Origin of the sequence: Dyella subtropica (assembly GCF_026283965.1) — a bacterium.
In the GTDB taxonomy this organism is placed as follows: Bacteria; Pseudomonadota; Gammaproteobacteria; order Xanthomonadales; family Rhodanobacteraceae; genus Dyella_D; species Dyella_D subtropica.
On sequence record NZ_JAPDPD010000017.1, the window covers coordinates 13389 to 32800 of the forward strand.

Consider the following 19412-nt stretch of genomic DNA (forward strand, 5'->3'; position numbering starts at 1 on the left):
GCCTTCCATTCAAAGGACCCGCGCCTTGATCCTCTGCGTCCCCAACGTACTGAGCGCCGACCAACTAGCGGCCATCCGCGCCGCGCTGCAGGGCGCCAGCTTTGCCGATGGCGCCAGCACCGCCGGCTGGTCGGCGCGCGAGGTGAAGAAGAACCTGCAGCTGACGCCGAGCACGCCCGGCTACGAACGGCTGGCGGACATGGTCAGCGAAGCGTTCATGCGCAACGGCACTCTGCAGTCGGCACTACTGCCGGTAGCGACCACCCAGGTGCTGTTCAACCGCTACGGCACCGGCATGCAGTACGGCCCGCATGTGGACGCGGCCGTCATGGGCGGCATGGGCCAGGCGGTGCGCACTGACATCGCGATCACCGTGTTCCTGTCCGACCCCAAAAGCTACGACGGCGGCGAACTGGTGGTACTCACCAACGGCCTCGGTGGCCAGTTCAAGCTGGATGCGGGCTCGGCCATCGCCTACCCGGCCAACACCTTGCACCATGTCAGCCCGGTCACGCGCGGCGCGCGCGACGCGGCGATCATCTGGGTGCAGAGTCAGGTGCGCGACCCGGCGCAGCGCGAGCTGCTGTGGGACCTGGACAACGCCAAACGGCAGATCTTCGGCCGCGAAGGGAAAAGCCCCACCTTCGACGCGGTGAGCAAGTCACACGCCAACCTGCTGCGGATGTGGGCCGACCTCTGACGGCCCTGTCGCAGCGCGTCGCTAATCGCCCGTCAGCTGTGCGCGCGACGGCAGCGCCCAGTCGATGGGCGCCTGCCCGCGACTTTCCAGGTAGGCGTTGGCCTTGGAAAAATGCCCGCAGCCCAGGAAGCCGCGATGGGCCGATAGCGGCGAGGGGTGCACCGACTTCAGCACCAGGTGCCTGCGGGTGTCGATCAGCTGGCCCTTGCGCTGGGCGTAGCTGCCCCAGAGCATGAACACCAACCCTTCGCGTTCGCGGTTGAGCGCGTCGACGGCCGCATCGGTAAACCCTTCCCAGCCCTTGCCCTGGTGAGAGGCGGCCAAGCCCTGCTCCACGGTCAGCACGCTATTGAGTAACAGCACGCCGCGATCGGCCCAAGGCGTAAGGCACCCATGGCCCGGCGGCGCAATGGCGAGGTCGCGCTGTATTTCCTTGAAGATGTTTTGCAGCGACGGCGGCGGCGGTACGCCGGGCCGCACTGAAAAACACAGGCCATGAGCCTGCCCCGGGCCGTGATATGGATCCTGGCCGAGGATGACCACGCGCACAGCATCGAACGGTGTGTGATCGAACGCGGCAAAGATTTCCGGCCCGGGCGGATACACCACCTTGCCAGCCTGCTTCTCGGCACGCAGGAAACTCGACAAGGCTTGCATGTCGGGCCGCTCAAGATAGTCGCCGATGCGTTCTTTCCAGGCCGGCTGCAGTTTGATGCGGCCTTCGTTCATGCCGCTTCGTCGCGCAGGCGCAGGTGCCGGGCGACACGCAGCTGGAACAGGACCTTGGTGATCAACAGCTTTTCCTCGATGGGTTTCTCGACCAGGTCGTTGGCGCCAGCCTTGAGCAGAGCGGCCTGGTTGACTGGATTCTCGTCGCCGGTCATCACCAGCACCGGTAGCCGCCCCTTGCTGTAACCGTAATCGCGACGGATACGCTCAAGCAAATCGCCACCGGTGAGTTCGCCCTTGAGGCTGACGTCGGTAAGCACAATGTCGGCGCCCACTTGGCCTTGCGTCTGCGCAGTATCCAACCACGTCAGCGCATCTTCGGCGCTGATCACGTGGCGTACGGTAAGACCGCACTTTTCCAGCATGCGGCGCGTTGCCAGTGCGACTACGCGACTGTCTTCCACGTACAGCACTTCGCCTTCAGCCGAATTTTCCGGCCGCACATAGCCGCGGATGAATTCAGCCAACGCCTGAAAACCGAGTGATTTGTCGAAGTAGTCGGTAACGTGTTCGCCCAGCGTGCGCCGATGCAGGCGGTCGTCCACATCGCCGGACACCACCACCACGGGCACGTAAATCTGCGGTGCGGACTCGCGCACGTAACGCGCCAGCTCCAGGCCGTCCATGTCGGGCAGGCGCAGCGCGATGGTGATGAAGTCGAACACCCCGCCTTCGAGCAGTTGCTGCGCCTCGGCGCCGGTCGCACAGCCCACGACCTCGGCTTCAGGCAATTCGGCCTGGAGCACGCGGGAAATCAGTTGCCGCACTACTTTGGAACCATCCACGACCAGCACGCGCGGTGCGGCGCTGATAATACGGTTGCTGAAACCTACACTCATTAGTATCCATCCACGTGTCACGTGGCGTCCCTGCCCATGATCCGACGGACGCCCCCTGCGCCCCCACACTCAGGCATCTTGCACCGATGGCGGTGCGCTGCCTGCGACCGGCGTCACCTATGCGACCCGGGCTCCGCTCAAGACGCCTTGCGCAACTGCCAGGCACTGACCAGACGCGCGCCCAGCCAACCCAGCAACGCCGCAACCAGCGGCACGGCACCGAGCACCCACACCGGCAGCGCGCCTACCTGTAGCTTGCCGTCATAGACATGACTGAGCCGTGTCACCGGCTCCGCCAGCGCTATTTCGACCAGCATCGCGACCCCGGCGGCGAGCGCGCCGCTGAACAGGCCATACCAGATGCCGGCATAAAGGTAAGGACGCCGCACGAAGGCCCGGCTGGCACCCACCAGCATCAGCACGCCGATCTCCTCGCTGCGACTGGCGATATCCACGCGCACGGTGTTGCCCACGACCAGCAATACGGCCAGCGCCAACAGCACGGCCAATACCAGCACGGCCCGATTGCCCACGCCGAGCAGTGCATCCAGGCGCTGGCGCCAGGTACCGCTGTCCTGCACCAGATCAACGCCTTGCATACCGCGCAGGTCGGTGACCAAGCGAGCGACGTCGTCCGCATTCAATCCCGGCTTGGGCAGCACTTCGATGGCATAGGGCAGCGGGTTGTTGTCCAGCATATGCAGCGCGCCAGAGAAACCCTGCATCTTGGCCAGCTCGTCCATGCCTTGCTGTGGCGTCTTCACGCTCACGGTTGCGATATCGGCGCGCTCGCGCAGCTTGGTAGCAAGCAGGTCAACCGCTGTGCCGCTCTGGCTGGGCTGCAGGAACATCGACACGGTCTGGTTCTGGCCCAGCACGTCGCCCAGCTTTTGCACGTTGCCAAGCAGCAGATAGAAGGTGAGCGGCAACGCCAATGCCAGCGCCATCACCGCCACGGTGAGCAAGGTACCGACTGGTCGCGACATCAATCGGCGCAAGCTGGCTGCTGCGCTCCAGCCATGGTGCTCGCGCCAGCTCGCCACCGGACGGGCACGGCTGCGCTCTACCCGCGGCGCGGCCTCGGCCATGACCGGCGCTTCGTTGGGGAATTCCGAGGGCGTGGTCACAGCACCTCCTGCGCGGCCACGTCGGCCACCAGACGGCCGTGATCCAGCACCACTACGCGTTTGCGCATGCGCTTGATCAACGGCAGGTCATGGCTGGCGACCAGCACCGTGGTGCCCACCTGCTGGAATTCGGCAAACAGGCTCATGATCTCCACGGCCAATTGCGGGTCGAGGTTGCCGGTGGGTTCATCGGCGATCAGCAAGGTCGGCTTGGCCACGATGGCGCGGGCAATGCCCACGCGCTGTTGCTCGCCAGTGGATAGCGTGGCCGGCAACTGGCGCTCATAGGCCAGCAGCCCCACCTTCTCCAGCGCCGCACGCACGCGGCGACCGCGCTCGACCGGCGCGATGCCACCGATGACCAACGGCAATTCGACATTGGCGAACACGGTGCGATCCATCAACAAGCGATGGTCCTGGAACACCATACCGATGCGGCGACGCAGCTTGGGAATGCCACCGCGGCCCACTTTTGACAGGCTCTGCCCATCCAGCGTGATCAGGCCATGCGAAGGCCGCTCGATCAGGCCGAGCAGCTTCAGCAGCGTACTTTTGCCCGCGCCGGAGTGTCCGGTGACAAACGCCATTTCGCCGGGCGCGACATGGAATGAAAGCTGCGACAGCGCCTCATGGCCGCCCTCGTAGCGTTTGCTGACTTGATCGAAGCGGATCACCGCGTGTCCCCAATCATGATGCCGCACAAGGATAAGGGATGCGCATGCGAAGGTGATCCCCCGCCGCGCGTTTTTCGCGCGCGGCGGAGTCTGGTTCAGCGACCGGTGAACAGCCGTGCCAGGCGACGGAAGAAGCCTTGCTTTTTCGGCGCCGCCTGCTCGGCACCATGGCCGGCCGTCAAGGCCACCTGGCGCGACGGACGGGAACCGCCGTCAGCGGCACCGCGCTCACGCGAAGGACGCCGCTCGCCACGCGGACCCCGGCTGCCTTCGCCCGTCGTGGAAGCGTTGGTGTTGACCTCACCGGTGCCCGGCACATCGTCGCGACGACGGCCGCGACCGCCGCGACGACGACGGCGCTTGCGCTCGCCTTCGGCGCCGGCCGCTTCCTGGCCTGGCGTAGGTGCGGGCTGCACCGGCCGTGTCTGCTCGGCCGTCGCGGTCTCGGTCGCTGCGGCACGCTCGGGACGCGGCTTGCGCGGCTCACGCGGCTGGCCATCCCGCGCCGGGCGCTCGCCACTGCGGCTGCGCGAACGGCTGCGCGAGGAGCCGCCATCCTTCTCGCGGGACTCCACCTTGTCGCCGAACGCGGCGCTGTCCGCGGCTGCATCAGCAACGAACTGGGCGTCGATCTCGCGCGGCTTCGGCATCACCAGCAGCTCAGGCTCCATGCTGGCAACCGGAATACGCTGGCCGATATAGGTTTCGATATCCGGCAACGACATGGCGTAAAGGTCGCAGGCGAAGCTGATCGCGTCGCCCTCGGCGCCCAGGCGCGCGGTACGGCCGATACGATGCACGTAATCCTCGGCGTCCTGCGGCAGGTCGTAGTTGAACACGTGACTGACGGCCGGGATGTGCAGGCCGCGCGCGGCGACGTCGGTGCACACCAGGATGTCGAGCTGACCGTCCTGAAAGCGTTGCAGCAACTTCTGGCGCTTGAGCTGCGGCACGTCGCCGGACAGCGCACCCACGCGATAACCCTGGCGCTTCACACGATCGGTGATGCGCTCGGCGGCCGCCTTGGTGTTGACGAAGATGATGCTGCGGCTGGGATTGGTCCGCTCCAGCAGATTGAGCAGCAACGGCATCTTCTCTTCCTTGGAAGGGAAGTAGACCTGCTGGCGCACGCGGTCGGCGGTGACGTTCTCGGTCTCCACCACCAGCTTCTCGGCGTTGTGCATGTGCTCGTAGGCCAGCTCCAGCACGCGATGGCTCAGCGTGGCGGAGAACAGCAGCACCTGGCGCTGCTCGCGCGCCGGCAGGCGGCGGAAGATGAAGCGCACGTCCTTGATGAAACCGAGGTCGAACATGCGATCGGCTTCATCGATCACCATCACTTCGACGCCGTTGAGGCCGAACACGTTCTGCTTGTAGTAGTCGAGCAGGCGGCCAGGCGTGGCGATAATGATGTCGCAACCGTCGTGCAATTGCTGGCGCTGCTTGTCGTAATCGACGCCGCCGTAGATCAGCGCGGTCTTCAGACCAGTGTGGCGGCCGATGGCCTTGGCGTCCTTCTCGATCTGGATCGCCAGCTCGCGGGTCGGCGCAATCACCAGGGCGCGCGGATCGCTGTCCTTGCGCTCGGCCACGGCCGGGCGGGTCAGCAGGCGATTCATCATGGCGACCAGGAAGGCGCATGTCTTGCCGGTGCCGGTCTGGGCCTGGCCGGCGACGTCGCGCCCGGTCAGCGCTACCGGCAGGGTCAGCGCCTGGATCGGCGTGCAGCGGGTGAAACCGCTGTCGTCAAGCCCCTGCTGCAGGAGGGGATGGAGTTCGAAATTGGTGAAAAAAGTATCAGTGAGTACAGTTTGGGACATGGATAAAGTCGAATGGCGGTACGGGCGCGGCCACAACAGCGGCTTGCCCGGTCCCGCGGCTATGACAGCCCGGGACGGGGTGGAGGTGCGGCGCGGCCATAAAGATGTAGGGATGGCCGGCAGGCGGCGAAGGTCGCGGAGAACCGCGATGCACTTCGTGACTGGCGCCGGAAAGAGGCATCGGCAACAGGCAGTTCCGCTGGCATAGCTCAAAGGACTGCCCATACTGTCGATGGGGAGCCCTTTCACCTATGACAACGGAACCGTCCGTTACTGCCCTTGAATCGCTTGAATCGCGCCCCGAGTTACGCTGGAATGGAGTTCTGCCGCAACGGCATCACTTCCTTTTCCGGTTCGACCCGCGCTTCATGGGCGCCCCAGTGTAGCCGATGCTGGCCGCGTGGTCGTCAAACCTTCCCCCCGCCTACCTTCGGAGAACCCGGTGAGCGACCTGATTACCCACGTAAGCGACGACGCCTTCGAGCAGGAAGTGCTGCAGTCCGATACCCCCGTCCTGTTGGACTTCTGGGCCGAATGGTGCGGTCCGTGCAAAGCCATCGCCCCGATCCTGGATGAGCTGGCCAAGCAGTACGAGGGCAAGCTGCGCATCGCCAAGATCAACATCGACCACAATCAGAAGACCCCGCGCAACTACGGCGTGCGCGGTATTCCGACCCTGATGGTGTTCAAGAACGGCAAGGTCGAAGCCACCCAGATCGGCGCCGTGAGCAAGGGTCAGCTGGCCCAGATGATCGACAAAGCGATCTAATCACTGCATAACACCCGTCGCCCCGCTTTACGGCGTTACGCGACGGGTGTTAGATTCACTTGGCCTGTCGGGACACCTCGTCCCCCGCGCCCTCCGCGCTTAGAGCGCAACCTTCCCTCCTGTTATTAACGGCGCCCCGTGAGGTTTGCCCGTGTCCGATATCGAAAGCAAAGACCAGACCGACGCCAAGAGCGCCGAACCGAAGACCGTGTCTGACACGCCGCGCACCCGTGCGCCGCGCAAGTCGGCTGCGAACGCCGCTGCGGCCAGCGCCGACGGTGCGCCGAAGGCGGAAAAGCCGGTCATCGCCCCGCCACCGCTGCCCCCGATCGAGCGCCCAGCCCCAACCTTCGAGGCACCGGTGCAGGCCAGCCTGCCGGTCGACAACGGCGGCTCGCAGGGTGACAACGCACCGCGCGACGCCGCGCCGCAGCAGGCGCGCGAAGGCGGCCAACCGAATCAGGGCGGCGGCAATCCGAACAACCCGAACGACCGTCGCAATGACCGCAACGATCGCGACGGCCGCGGCCGTCGCCGTCGCCACGAACGCAACCAGCCGCGCCCAGGTGGCCAGGGTGGTGGCGGTGGTGGCGGACAGCAGCACCAACGCAGCAGCAACGGCCTGCCGGTGGACGATGACTACGCCGATGCCGGCAGCAACGACCGCCTGATCAACCTCACCGAGCTCAAGCGCAAGAACGCGATCCAGTTGCTGGAATTCGCCGAATCGCTGGGCATCCAGGAAGGCGTCGCCCGTGCCCGCAAGCAGGACGTGGTCTTCAATATCCTCAAGGCGCATGCCCGCTCCGGCGGCGGCATCTGGGCCGAGGGCGTACTGGAAATCCTGCAGGACGGCTTCGGCTTCCTGCGCTCGGCCGACGAGTCCTACCTGGCCGGCCCGGATGACATCTACGTATCGCCCAGCCAGATTCGCCGCTTCAACCTGCGCACCGGCGACTACATCACCGGACGCGTGCGCCACCCGAAGGAAGGCGAGCGCTACTTCGCGCTGCTGAAGGTCGACGACATCAACGGCGATCCGCCGGAAGCATCGAAGAACAAGATGCTGTTCGAGAACCTGACGCCGCTGTTCCCGCGCAAGTCGTTCCATCTCGAGCGCGGCAACGGCTCCACCGAAGACATCACCGGCCGCATTCTGGACCTGGTGGCGCCGATCGGTCGCGGCCAGCGCGGCCTGATCGTGTCGCAGCCCAAGTCCGGTAAGACGATGATGCTGCAGAACATCGCGCAGGCCATCCAGTACAACCATCCAGATGTGCATCTGATCATGCTGTTGATCGATGAACGTCCGGAGGAAGTGACGGAAATCGCCCGCACTGTGCGCGCCGAAGTCATCAGCTCCACCTTCGACGAGCCGGCCGTACGCCACGTGCAGGTTGCCGAAATGGTGATCGAGCGCGCCAAGCGCCTGGTCGAGCACAAGAAGGACGTGGTGATCCTGCTCGACTCCATCACCCGCCTGGCCCGCGCCTACAACACTGTGGTGCCCAGCTCCGGCAAGGTGCTCACTGGTGGTGTCGACGCCAATGCGCTGCAGCGTCCGAAGCGTTTCTTCGGCGCCGCGCGCAACGTGGAAGAAGGCGGCTCGCTGACCATCATCGCCACGGCGCTGACCGACACCGGCAGCAAGATGGACGAGGTGATCTACGAAGAGTTCAAGGGCACCGGCAACATGGAAGTGCACCTGAACCGCCGCATCTCCGAAAAGCGCGTGTACCCGGCCATCGACATCAACCGCTCCGGCACCCGCCGCGAGGATTTGCTGATCGATCCGGACCTGCTGTCGAAAATCTGGATCCTGCGCAAACTGCTGCATCCGATGGACGAGCTGGCGGCGATGGAGTTCATGCTCGACAAAATGAAGAACACCAAGACCAACGACGAGTTCTTCAACTCCATGAAGCGCTGAGGCCTCTCCGCGCTCCCGAGAAAGGCCGGCCTTGCGCCGGCCTTTCTTTTGGCCGCTCAGCACCCGCTGTTTCGACCGTCCACGCAACTGCTAGCATTGCCCGGACCCTTTCCACTGTAGCCCGTATGCGCATATTGCTTGTCGAAGACGATCCGCTGGTTGCTGATGGCATCGTGCGTGGCCTAACCGGCGAGGGCTATGTGGTGGACCACACCGGCGTGGCCGAACCGGTCACCGGCATGATGGAAAGCGCCCATTACGACCTCGCCATCGTCGACCTCGGGCTGCCAGGCGAAGACGGCTTCAGCCTGGTGCGCCGGCTGCGCCGCTCCGGCAAGGCCCTGCCCCTGCTGATCTTGACCGCCCGGGATAGCCTGGACGACCGTGTCGGGACGCTGGACCTGGGCGCCGACGATTACATGGTGAAACCCTTCGCCCTGCCGGAACTGGCCGCCCGCTGCCGCGCGCTGATCCGCCGGGCCAGCGCCGCCACCGCGAACGAGCTGACCGTGGGCCGCCTGCGCATCGACCTGGCCGGACGCCGCGCGCTCAATGCCGCCGGCGAAGCGCTGGAACTCACCCGCCGCGAATGGTCGATCCTCGAATGCCTGGCCCATCACAGCGGCAAGGTGGTGAGCAAAGAACGCCTGACCCAGGCCATCGCGGGCTGGAGCGAGGACATCTCCGGCAACGCCATCGAGGTACACGTGTCGCGCCTGCGCAGCAAGCTGGGCGACTCCGCTTCGATCCGCGGTATCCGCGGGCTTGGCTATCGCCTCGAGGACGGCTGATATCAAGCGGTTCCGCCCCAGCGTACGTCGTCGCCTCCTTGGGTACCTGCTGGCCCCGTTGGCGCTGATGCTGGTGATCGGCATTGCCGTTGACCACCATTCCATCGTCAGTCCGATCTATGCCGCCTTCGATCGCTCGCTATCGCACGCGGCACTGACCATCGCGGCGCAGATTCACCGCCAGCCGGGCGGCCAGTTCGACATCACCGTGCCTGACCACCCGCTGCCGTTGCGCGCGTTGCCGGAAGAGCAGTTCTTCTATCGCGTCAGCAATGAGCAGGGCGCGACCCTGGCCGGCTCAGCCGATCTTCCCGTGGTACCCGCACGCCACCATGACGAATTCACCTACCAGGACGCCGAATACCACGGCATGAACCTGCGCCTGGTGAGCTACCGCCTCACCGAGGCTGGCGAGTCGCTGGTGATCACCGCGGGCGAGACACCGCATCGCCGCGACCGCGCCGTGCACCAGATGGATGTGTCCTTCGGCATCAACGACAGCGTGCAAATGCTGCTGGTGCTCGGCATCGCCCTGCTCGGCATCAGCGTGGCGCTGCGCCCGCTGCAGCGCCTGCGCGAGCAGATCTCGCAACGGCCGGCGCACATTCTGAGTCCACTGCCCACCGAGCAAGTACCGAGCGAGGTACTGCCTTTGGTCGACTCGCTCAACACCCTGCTGGGCACGGTGCGCGAATCCGCTCTGGCGCAGCAGCATTTCCTCGCCAACGCAGCGCATCAGCTACGCACGCCACTCACCGGCCTGAAAGCGCAACTGGAAGTACTCGGGCGCGAAGCCGCTGACACGCCCTTGCAAGCCCGCATCGACCTGCTGCACGGCGGCATCGATCGCCTGGCCCATACCGCGAACCAACTGCTTGCGCTGGCGCGCGCCGAGCCGTCAGCCCACCGCCCCAGCCATTTCCTGCCCATCGAGCTACCCACGCTGGTGGCCGAGGTGATCGGCGCGTCGCTGGACCGCGCGCTGTCGCACGGCATTGACCTGGGCGCGGATTGCCAGCCGACGGAGGTCACCGGCGTGTACTGGGTATTGCACGAGCTGTTGATGAACCTGCTCGACAATGCCTTCCGCCACACCTCACCCGGCGGCCACGTCACCATCCGCTGCGGCATGACGCAGGGCCAGCCGTTCCTCGAGGTCGACGACACCGGCAGCGGTATTCCAGCGGCCGAGCGCGAACGCGTGAAGGAACGCTTTTATCGCGGCAAGGACAGCGGCGGCGACAGTTGCGGCCTTGGATTGTCGATCGTGGAGGAATCCGCCCGCGCCCACGGCGCCAGTTTCAGCATCCTCGACGGCCGCTGCGGCCGCGGCACGCGCATGCGTATCGACTTCCCGGCATCGGATCCCGACGCTCGCCGCTCTTCGTCGGCAGGCTGACGTACGGCACTTTGAAAATGTGCGGAACACCCCCACTGTGGGGTCTGCCCCGTTGAGGAGTCACCCGTGTCCATACCCAGTGCCGTCAAGAGCACGCCCATTGGCGACCGCCAGCAGCTCACTGACTATCTCGCCGCCGGCGAAAAGCCCATCGAAGCCTGGCGCATCGGCACCGAGCACGAGAAATTCGGCTTCCTCAGCGACAACCTGCGCCCACCTACCTTCGATGGCGAGCGCGGCATTCGCGTCTTGCTGGAACGGCTGGCCACACGCTATGGCTGGGATGTGGCACGCGAGGGCGAGAACCCAGTGGCGCTATCGCGCGACAAGGCCTCGATCACGCTGGAGCCTGCCGGTCAGCTGGAGCTCTCCGGTGCACCGCTGGAAACCATCCACCAGACCTGTTGCGAGGTGAACACGCATCTCGAGGAAGTGCGCTCGATCGCCGACGATCTCGGCATCAGTTTCCTCGGCATGGGCTTCCAGCCCAAATGGCGCCGCGACGAAATGCCGTGGATGCCCAAGGGTCGCTACAAGATCATGCGCGAGTACATGCCCAAGGTCGGCTCGCTCGGTCTGGACATGATGACGCGCACCTGCACCGTGCAGGTCAATCTGGATTTCTCCAGTGAAGCGGATATGGTGCGCAAGTTCCGCACCAGCCTGGCGCTGCAGCCCATCGCCACCGCGCTGTTCGCCGACTCGCCGTTTACGGAAGGACGTCCAAACGGCTATCTGTCATACCGCTCCAATGTGTGGACCGATACCGACGGCGACCGTACCGGCATGCTCGACTTCGTGTTCGAAGACGGCTTTGGCTACGAGCGCTATGTCGACTACATCCTCGACGTGCCGATGTACTTCAGCTACCAGGACGGCCGCTACATCGACCTGGCCGGGCAAGACTTCAAGCGCTTCATGAAGGGTGATCTGCCAGCGCTGCCTGGTGTGAAAGCCACCATGAAGGACTGGGCCGATCACCTCACCACTGCCTTCCCCGAAGTACGCCTCAAGCAGTACCTGGAAATGCGCGGCGCCGACGGCGGCCCGTGGAACCGGCTCTGCGCCCTCCCCGCTTTGTGGGTGGGTCTGCTCTATGACGACGAGGCTCTTGCCGCCGCATGGGATCTGGTCAAGGACTTCAACCGCGCCGAACGCCATGCCTTGCGCGACGGCGTGCCGAAGCACGCGCTGAAACTGCCGTTCCGCAACTACAGCGTGCGCGAACTGGCCGCCGAGACGCTGAAGATCGCAGCGCACGGACTCAAGCGCCGCCAGAAACTCAACCGCAACGGTGCGGACGAGAGCATCTTCCTCGAACCGCTGATCGAAATCGTCGAGGCCAACCAGACGCCCGCCGAACGCAAGCTGGAGCTTTTCAACAGCGCGTGGGGCGGCAGCGTCGACCCGGCATTCCACGAGTTCGCCTACTAAGCCCTTCATCCTCTCCCCCGTTCACCGATGGGTGCACGGGGGAGAAGCCCCAGGCGCATTCATCAGCCCTGCGTGCGAATACCCAGCCAGCGGGCCACCAGGGTATCGAGGCTGACCTTGCCCGGTCCGGCGATCAGCAGCCAGAAGAAGATCAGGCTGTACACCACTTCGTCGGCTTCAACATAGTCGTCCAGGCCCATCAGGTTGCTCGAAACAACCAGGGTTACCGCCACCGCCATATTGACGAGCATGGGGATGCACACAAGGCGGGTGAACAACCCCAGCATCAGCAGCAAGCCACCCAGCAGCTCGACCCACGCCGACAGTCCTGCGCTGAACGCCGGAAAGGGAATGCCCCAACCCATAAACCGCTGCGTAAATCCATCAAGGTTATGTACTTTGGAGATACCCGTCTCCAGCCAGAAATAGCCGAACACCAGCCGCATGACCAACGGGCCCAGCCAACGGCCGGTATGAAGCATCTCAAGCAGGCGCGAGGCCTTGGCAGCGATCATCTGTCGCATCGTGGGAGTCCCTTAGAGTCTGGTCAAAGTGCAGTGCCCGCATCATGCGTGCGCCGATCGGCCCCCGCCATGTTCAGGCGTCCACGCTTTCTTGCTATTTGTCCGGTCATGCTTGGCGCTCGAGGAAGACCTCCCATGCCGGACGATCGGGTACAAAAACGGGATGCCTGGGAACAGTCAGCCACCCACCGGCTACGGAGAATGCATACGCCAGGACCGTCCACCGTCGTCTACGGACTGGACTCGGCGAAACCTTTTCCACCTGCCGCATCCGCTTGCGGCCCACACCACCCAGCAGGAGTTATCCATGAAGACCAACAAACTCAACGGCGCCGCGATGGCCATGATGGTCGCCGGTCTGTTCGCCGTCACCACGATGTCCGCCTCGGCTGCCGACAAGACTGCCACGGGCGATACCGCCAGCGTCAAGTGCACGAACTCGTCGTCCTGCAAGGGCCACGGCGCCTGCAAGCAGGCCACCAATGCGTGCAAGGGTCAGAACGCATGCAAGGGCCAGGGCTTCACCATGCAGAAGACCCAGAAGGACTGCGAGGCCGCCCAGGCCGAAGCGAAGAAGTCCGCCTGACGCACGCGGCGGGGCTTGCCGGCTCATGGTGCAAGCCCCGCCCGCTCAAGACCCGTTTGCCATGACTACCCAGACACACTCCCACTCATTGCCTTACCTGGGTTACGGCCTGGGTTTGCGCGTCGATCACTACGAAACGTTGCTCGAACATCCCGGCAACGTCGAGTGGCTGGAGATTGTTTCCGAGAACTACATGATTCCCGGCGGCCGCCCGCTGGTATGGCTGGAGAAATTTCGCGAGCGCTTTCCGTTAGTGATGCACGGCGTGTCGATGTCGATTGGCAGTGCGGATCCGTTGGACGACGGTTATCTCGCGCGACTTGCCGCATTGGCGCGGCGCGTCGAACCGGCCTGGATCTCGGATCATTTGTGCTGGACGGGCGTGCAAGGGATCAATCTGCATGACCTGATGCCATTGCCTTACACCGAAGAAGCGCTGACTCACGTGGTCGATCGTGTACGCCGCGTGCAAGACGTACTGGGGCGGCGCATTCTGCTGGAGAATGTTTCCAGCTATATCAGCTTCGCCGAATCACAACTGACGGAATGGCAATTTCTGGCGGCCGTCGCCGAACGTGCCGATTGCCTGATCCTGCTCGACATCAACAACATCTACGTCAGCGCGCACAACCACGGCTTTTCTCCGCTGGACTATCTCGACGGCATACCTGCATCGCGGGTTCAGCAGTTTCATCTGGCCGGGCATGAGCACGGCGATCGACTGCTCATCGACACGCACGACGCGCCGATCATCGACCCGGTCTGGAATCTTTATGTCGAAGCGGTGCGTCGCTACGGCAAGGTGTCGACCATGATCGAGCGCGACGATCACATTCCGCCGCTGGCCGAATTGCTGGCCGAACTCGACCACGCACGCCTGCTCGCAGCGCCACTTCTCCGGGAAGCGGCATGAGCAACCTGCAGACGCTTCAGCAACGCCTTCTGCAGGCGGTACTCGCCGACAGAGCGCCACGGCTGCGGGATTTGTGCGGCGACAACTCCGCCGATACAACGAGCCGGCTGGCCATCTACCGGAACGGCTATCGCATACGCCTGCGCGATGCGCTGGGTACGGAATATCCGGGGCTTGGCCTCATGGCAGGCCGGCGTTTCGGCCACTTGCTGGAGAGCTATATCGAAACCCACCCCTCCGGGCACTACAACATCCGCTGGCACGGTGCGGGCCTGGCCGCCTTTCTGGAATACGGGTTGCCCTGGCGCGACAAACCCGAGCTGGCCGATATGGCACGCCTGGACTGGGCCATTTCCACCGCGTTCGATGCCACGGACGAGCCGACGCTCAGCGCCACTGCTCTTGTCGATGTGCCTGCCGAGTCGTGGGCAGCGCTGCGTCTGCGCTCGCAGAGCCACCTACAGATCCTCGCCAGTCCGTACAACGTGGATGCCTTCCGCCGCGCGGCCGATGGCAACAAGCAGCGACCTCGCCTGCGCCACTACGACAAGCCACGGTATCTGCTGGTCTGGCGGCAGTTGCTGACCGTGCGTTACCGCCTTGTCGAGGCGGATGAACTATCCGCACTGACTGGTGCGACGCAGCATGAAACGTTCGCCCAGCTCTGCGAGCGCCTGACCGAACACCATGATCCGTCAAACGCGCTGCCACGCATGGCGGCGCTGCTGCGCCAGTGGCTGGATGATGGCCTGATCAGCGGCTGGGAGCTGGCCTAGCCGCATGTAACCCGTGACGTACTTCCGGCGAAATGGAGTCTGAGTGTTACTCGACGGAAGGATCGCCCGTGTACATCGAACACCATCCCGCTCTATCTCACGCCTTATCCCAGGGGTCGCGCCCGATGCCGATCGAGCCTGCGCTCGAATCACTGCTGAGCCAGTCGATGCTGCGCGTGGACGTGATTGCCGAACTGCATCGCTGCGGCTCCTGGTTCCTCGATGAACCCCGCTACCACTGCGGCTTGTTTCATTTGGTGGGCGTCGGACGATGCAAGGTCGAGGGCGCGGTACTCGATCAAGCACTGGAACTGGAGACCGGTGACCTGGTCATCTTCCCGCATGGCGATCCACATCGCCTGAGTGTCGATGGGGAAATGGGCATGAAGCTCACCGACCAAACCAGCCTCATCTGCGGCGAATTGCATTTCCCGGGACATTCGCAGCACCCTCTCGGTCATGCGCTTCCGGCCTGCTTCGCGGTGCGTGCGAAAGAAGCTGATCCTACATTCCGGCAGCTGTCGACGATGATGGTCGACATCGTCAACACAGGGCACGTTGGGCGGCAAGTACTGCTGAACAAGCTCGCCGACACACTGTTCGCGCTTGCCGTTTGCGATTACGCCAATCGTGCCGGCGAACGCCGTGGCCTGTTTGCCGCGCTGGCCGATCCGCGCATCGCCAGGGTCTTGCAGGCCGTGCACGAGAACCCCGGCCACCCCTGGACCATGCAATCGATGGCCTCACTCGCCTGCCTGTCGCGCTCCGCGTTTGCCGAACGCTTCACGCAGTTGATGAAGATCCCCCCGATGCAATACGTCACGCAATGGCGCGTAAGCATCGCCGAACAGTTACTGCGCGATAGGCAGCAATCGGTGGCGGGCATTGCCCAGCAACTCGGCTATAGCAGCGAAGCGGCATTCCGCCGCCTGTTCAAACGGGTCAGCGGAGTTTGTCCGGGCAGGGTTCGTGCGGACGTTTGTGCGGCGTAAAAAAAGGGCCGGCAAAGCCGGCCCTTTTCATCATTCATCAGAGGCGCAACTCACTTCTTCTTTGGCGCTTCTTTCAACCCGCGATCGACCAGCATCGGCTCCACGCTTGGGTCCTTGCCGCGCCAGTCGCGGTACAGTTGGCCCAGTTCCACGGTGTTGCCACGCGAGAGAATCATGTCGCGGAAGCGGTCCCCGTTCTCACGGGTAAGACCACCGTGCTCCTTGAACCACTCGAAGCCGTCGTCGGACAACATCTGCGTCCACAGGTAGGCGTAGTAGCCGGCCGCGTAGCCATTACCCCAGATGTGCTGGAAGTAGCTGGAACGGTAGCGCGGCGGCACGTAGCTGAGGTCGATCTTGTCTTTCTTCAGCGCATCGGCCTCGAACTTGTCGGCGTCCTGCTTGGGCGCGTCGGTGCCGAGGCTGTGCCAATTCATGTCGAGCAGGGCGGCGGCGACCAGCTCGGTCATGTCGTAACCCTTGTTGAAGGTGGCCGCCTTCTTGATCTTGTCCACCAGCGGCTGCGGCATCGCCTCGCCGGTCTGATAGTGCTTGGCGTAGTGGGCGAAGACTTTCGGGTCGGTCGCCCAGTGCTCGTTGAACTGCGACGGAAATTCAACAAAGTCGCGCGCCGTCGAGGTGCCCGAGAGCGTGGGGTACTGCGCGTTGGCGAAGATGCCGTGCAGGCCATGACCGAACTCATGGAACATGGTGGTCACGTCGTCGAACGACAGCAGCGCCGGCTGGCCCGGTGCCGGCTTGGTGAAGTTGGCGACGTTGTAGATCACCGGCTTGGTGCCCAGCAGCTTCGACTGGTCGACGAAGTTGCTCATCCAGGCGCCGCCGTTCTTGTTATCGCGCTTGTAGTAATCGCAATAGAACAACGCCAGCGACGTGCCGTCCTTGTCGAACACTTCGAACACACGCACATCCGGCTGATACACCGGAATGTCCTTGCGCTCCTTGAAGGTCAGCCCGTAGAGCTGGTTGGCCGCGTAGAACACGCCGTTCTGCAGCACGTTATCCAGCTCGAAGTACGGTTTGATCTGCGATTCGTCGAGATCGTACTTGGCCTTCCGCACCTGCTCGGCGTAGTGACTCCAGTCCCAGGCCTCGACCTTGAAACCACCCTTCTGCTGATCGATCACCGCCTGGATGTCCTTAGCCTCGGCCTGCGCACGCGTCGTGGCGGGCTGCACCAGGTTCTGCATGAACTTGATCGCCGCCTCCGGCGTCTTGGCCATCTGGTCTTCCAGCTTCCAAGCGGCGTAGTTCGGGAAACCGACCAGCTTGGCCTGCTCCGCACGCAGCTGCGCGATGCGCTCGATGATGGCGCGGGTGTCGTTGGCATCACCGTGTTCTGCGCGATCCCACGAAGCCTTGAACATCGCTTCGCGCGTGGCGCGATCCGTCAGATTCTGCAGATCCGGCTGCTGCGTGGTGTTCTGCAGCGGCAGCACCCACTTGCCGTCGAGCTTGCGATCCTTGGCGGCCTGCTCGGCAGCGGCGACGTCACCATCGGAAAGGGTGGCCAGCTTGCTCTTGTCGTCCACCACCAGCGCACCGGCCTTGGTCGCGGCCAGCAACTTGTTGGTGAACTGCGTGCTGAGCGTGGACTCTTCCTTGTTGAGATCCTTCAGCTTGGCCTTGTCAGCCTCGGACAGCTTGGCGCCGGCGAGCACAAAATTCTTGTAGACCACGTCCACCAGGCGCAGCGATTCCGGATCGAGCTTCAGCGCATCACGCTGCTCATAGATCGTTTCGACGCGCTTGAACAACTTGTCGTTGAGATAGATGGCATCCTGGTGTGCGGCGAGCTTGGGCGCCTCTTCTTCTTGCACCTTCTGCAGCGCATCGCTGGTGTTGGCGCCGGTGACGGCGTCGAACGAGCGTTGCACGCGGGTCAGCAGCGCACCGGATTTCTCCATCGCCACGTAGGTGTTCTCAAACGTCGGCGCTTCCGAGTTGTTGGCAATCTTCTCGATCTCGACGAGGTGCTGCTTCATGCCCTCTTCGATCGCCGGCTGGTAATCGCTTTCCTTGATCTTGTCGAACGGCGGCGCCTGGAACGGCAGCGTGCTGGCAACGAAGAACGGGTTGGCCGCGCTGGCTTCGGCCGTCGCGGTGGACCCGGCTTTGGCGGTCGATGCCGATGCAGGCTGTTCGCTGGACTTGGCGGCATCGTTGGACGGCTGCGAACAGGCAGCAAGGGCGATCGACGTGGCAATCACGAGTGCGCGGAGACGAGGCATCGGTTTTCCTAGGTGATGACAGCCTTTGACTTTAACCATAGCCGGCAGCTTCTTCCAAGAGCCGGAAGTCAGCTACCGCCGTCGTACCACGACAAATCTTAAGCCGAACGCATGTCGCGCAACTGCCAGCTCGGCCCTATCAGCAGGTTCAAGCGATGGCGCACGATGCGCATCGGCAGGTTGGTGATCAGATCGACGTCGGTATGCAAATCCGCCACACGCGCATTCACCGATGCGTCGAGATCGGTGGCGCCGAGTGCGGGGTCCACTTCGTCCGGCTCGGGCTGCGTGACGCGCCAGCGTTCGAACAGGCCGGGCTGGCGCAGGGCTTCCTGCAAGGTGGCGGCAAAATCATTGGGCCCGGCGCCGTCATAGCTCAGCAACGGATCCGCGCCGCGTGCGTGAGCGAGATCGGCGATGGACAGAAAGTAGTGACTGCGACCAGCCATGGCATGCTCCTTCGCGAAGTTCCTCTATATCAAACTCAATCCACCATCGCGCTGACGTCAAGCTCACTGGCCGCCTGCGCGGGCGTGACACCATGCGGCAGTACGCCAAGGCAAGGGGCCGGCAGCAACTCGCGCAAGGTCGCCAGGTTTTCTTCCGCGGCAAGCATGGCCGGATCCACAAGATTGCCGATCCAGCCGATCAGCTCGCAGCCGTCGGCGACGATCGCCCGCGCGCTGAGCAAGGCATGGCTGAGGCAACCCAACCGCAGGCCGACCACCAGGATCACCGGCAGGCGCCACGCCTTCGCGATATCCGCCGCCGACAGCCCCCGCGCCAACGGCACCAGCCAGCCGCCGACACCCTCCACCACCACTTTGTCATGACTCGCGCTCAAAACATCGAACGCATCGCGCAGCGGCGGCAGCGAGATGGTTACGCCGGCATGGGCTGCCGCAAGATGCGGCGACAATGCCTCGCGCAAAGCGATCGGGTTGATCAGCTCGTAGGGCACGGACACGCTGCTGGCCGCCTGCAGAGCCAGCGCGTCCTCATTACGCAGGCCGTCCGGCGTATCGATGCAGCCGCTCGCCACCGGCTTCATGCCGCAGGCGGCTTCGCCAGCGTTACGGAGAGCATGCAACAGTGCACAGGCGGCGTGCGTCTTGCCGATGCCGGTATCGGTGCCGGCGATAAAGACGGCCTGCATG

The 19412-nt window shown here is 64.0% G+C and carries 19 protein-coding genes; 10 read left to right on the top strand and 9 right to left on the bottom strand.

Annotated features, from left to right (window positions below):
* Positions 1 to 25: 25 nt before the first annotated feature.
* Complete coding sequence (locus OUZ45_RS14970; RefSeq protein ID WP_266170932.1) at positions 26 to 700, top strand: Fe2+-dependent dioxygenase; 675 nt, start codon at positions 26 to 28, stop codon at positions 698 to 700.
* 21 nt (positions 701 to 721) lie between these two features.
* Here the strand turns inward: OUZ45_RS14970 and ung are convergent, their stop codons facing one another.
* From ung to OUZ45_RS14995, 5 genes are all read right to left on the bottom strand, one after another.
* Positions 722 to 1429 (bottom strand): uracil-DNA glycosylase, encoded by a 708-nt coding sequence (ung, locus tag OUZ45_RS14975; RefSeq protein ID WP_266170933.1) that lies wholly within the window; start codon positions 1427 to 1429, stop codon positions 722 to 724.
* Positions 1426 to 2268 carry a response regulator gene (locus OUZ45_RS14980; protein ID WP_266170934.1) on the bottom strand — a complete coding sequence of 281 codons (843 nt, stop codon included), beginning with the start codon at positions 2266 to 2268 and terminating at the stop codon, positions 1426 to 1428. Before OUZ45_RS14980 ends, ung begins: the two co-directional genes overlap by 4 nt.
* A 137-nt stretch (positions 2269 to 2405) precedes the next feature.
* Positions 2406 to 3356, bottom strand: coding sequence for a permease-like cell division protein FtsX (gene ftsX, locus OUZ45_RS14985; protein ID WP_266171038.1), 951 nt, complete (start codon positions 3354 to 3356; stop codon positions 2406 to 2408).
* A 35-nt stretch (positions 3357 to 3391) separates the two neighbouring features.
* Positions 3392 to 4069: a cell division ATP-binding protein FtsE gene (gene ftsE / locus OUZ45_RS14990; RefSeq protein ID WP_266170935.1), complete on the bottom strand. Its 678-nt coding sequence runs from the start codon at positions 4067 to 4069 to the stop codon at positions 3392 to 3394.
* 95 nt (positions 4070 to 4164) lie between these two features.
* Complete coding sequence (locus OUZ45_RS14995; protein ID WP_266170937.1) at positions 4165 to 5889, bottom strand: DEAD/DEAH box helicase; 1725 nt, start codon at positions 5887 to 5889, stop codon at positions 4165 to 4167.
* A gap of 442 nt (positions 5890 to 6331) precedes the next feature.
* Between OUZ45_RS14995 and trxA the strand changes: the two genes are divergently transcribed.
* From trxA to OUZ45_RS15020, 5 genes are all read left to right on the top strand, one after another.
* A complete protein-coding gene (gene trxA / locus OUZ45_RS15000; protein WP_266170938.1) occupies positions 6332 to 6658 on the top strand; it encodes a thioredoxin TrxA in 327 nt (108 codons plus the stop codon).
* A gap of 151 nt (positions 6659 to 6809) precedes the next feature.
* Positions 6810 to 8588 carry a transcription termination factor Rho gene (rho, locus tag OUZ45_RS15005; protein WP_266170939.1) on the top strand — a complete coding sequence of 593 codons (1779 nt, stop codon included), beginning with the start codon at positions 6810 to 6812 and terminating at the stop codon, positions 8586 to 8588.
* Between the two features lie 125 nt (positions 8589 to 8713).
* The gene (locus tag OUZ45_RS15010) at positions 8714 to 9379 is read left to right on the top strand and encodes a response regulator (protein WP_266170940.1); all 666 of its coding nucleotides are present in this window, start codon (positions 8714 to 8716) and stop codon (positions 9377 to 9379) included.
* Entirely contained in the window at positions 9354 to 10778 is a 1425-nt protein-coding gene (locus OUZ45_RS15015; RefSeq protein WP_266170942.1) for a sensor histidine kinase, read from the top strand. The genes OUZ45_RS15010 and OUZ45_RS15015 overlap by 26 nt, the downstream gene beginning before the upstream one ends.
* A gap of 66 nt (positions 10779 to 10844) precedes the next feature.
* Complete coding sequence (locus tag OUZ45_RS15020) at positions 10845 to 12212, top strand: glutamate--cysteine ligase (RefSeq protein WP_266170943.1); 1368 nt, start codon at positions 10845 to 10847, stop codon at positions 12210 to 12212.
* Between the two features lie 62 nt (positions 12213 to 12274).
* Here the strand turns inward: OUZ45_RS15020 and OUZ45_RS15025 are convergent, their stop codons facing one another.
* The gene (locus OUZ45_RS15025) at positions 12275 to 12736 is read right to left on the bottom strand and encodes a DoxX family protein (protein WP_266170944.1); all 462 of its coding nucleotides are present in this window, start codon (positions 12734 to 12736) and stop codon (positions 12275 to 12277) included.
* 307 nt (positions 12737 to 13043) lie between these two features.
* Here OUZ45_RS15025 and bufA2 point away from each other — a divergent pair, with 307 nt between their 5' ends.
* The 4 genes from bufA2 (at position 13044) to OUZ45_RS15045 (ending at position 16003) form a co-directional block, all read left to right on the top strand.
* On the top strand, positions 13044 to 13322 hold the full coding sequence (gene bufA2, locus OUZ45_RS15030; protein ID WP_266170945.1) for a BufA2 family periplasmic bufferin-type metallophore: 279 nt from the start codon (positions 13044 to 13046) through the stop codon (positions 13320 to 13322).
* A gap of 61 nt (positions 13323 to 13383) precedes the next feature.
* Positions 13384 to 14235: an MNIO family bufferin maturase gene (bufB, locus tag OUZ45_RS15035; protein ID WP_266170946.1), complete on the top strand. Its 852-nt coding sequence runs from the start codon at positions 13384 to 13386 to the stop codon at positions 14233 to 14235.
* Positions 14232 to 15011 (top strand): HvfC/BufC N-terminal domain-containing protein, encoded by a 780-nt coding sequence (locus OUZ45_RS15040; protein WP_266170947.1) that lies wholly within the window; start codon positions 14232 to 14234, stop codon positions 15009 to 15011. The genes bufB and OUZ45_RS15040 overlap by 4 nt, the downstream gene beginning before the upstream one ends.
* A 125-nt stretch (positions 15012 to 15136) precedes the next feature.
* Positions 15137 to 16003 carry an AraC family transcriptional regulator gene (locus OUZ45_RS15045; protein WP_266170948.1) on the top strand — a complete coding sequence of 289 codons (867 nt, stop codon included), beginning with the start codon at positions 15137 to 15139 and terminating at the stop codon, positions 16001 to 16003.
* Between the two features lie 50 nt (positions 16004 to 16053).
* On the opposite strand, the gene dcp is transcribed toward OUZ45_RS15045, so the two are convergent.
* From dcp to bioD, 3 genes are all read right to left on the bottom strand, one after another.
* The gene (gene dcp / locus OUZ45_RS15050) at positions 16054 to 18255 is read right to left on the bottom strand and encodes a peptidyl-dipeptidase Dcp (RefSeq protein ID WP_266170949.1); all 2202 of its coding nucleotides are present in this window, start codon (positions 18253 to 18255) and stop codon (positions 16054 to 16056) included.
* A gap of 98 nt (positions 18256 to 18353) precedes the next feature.
* Positions 18354 to 18704 (bottom strand): hypothetical protein, encoded by a 351-nt coding sequence (locus OUZ45_RS15055; protein ID WP_266170950.1) that lies wholly within the window; start codon positions 18702 to 18704, stop codon positions 18354 to 18356.
* Between the two features lie 35 nt (positions 18705 to 18739).
* The gene (gene bioD, locus OUZ45_RS15060; RefSeq protein WP_266171040.1) at positions 18740 to 19411 is read right to left on the bottom strand and encodes a dethiobiotin synthase; all 672 of its coding nucleotides are present in this window, start codon (positions 19409 to 19411) and stop codon (positions 18740 to 18742) included.
* Between the last annotated feature and the right edge of the window lies 1 nt (position 19412).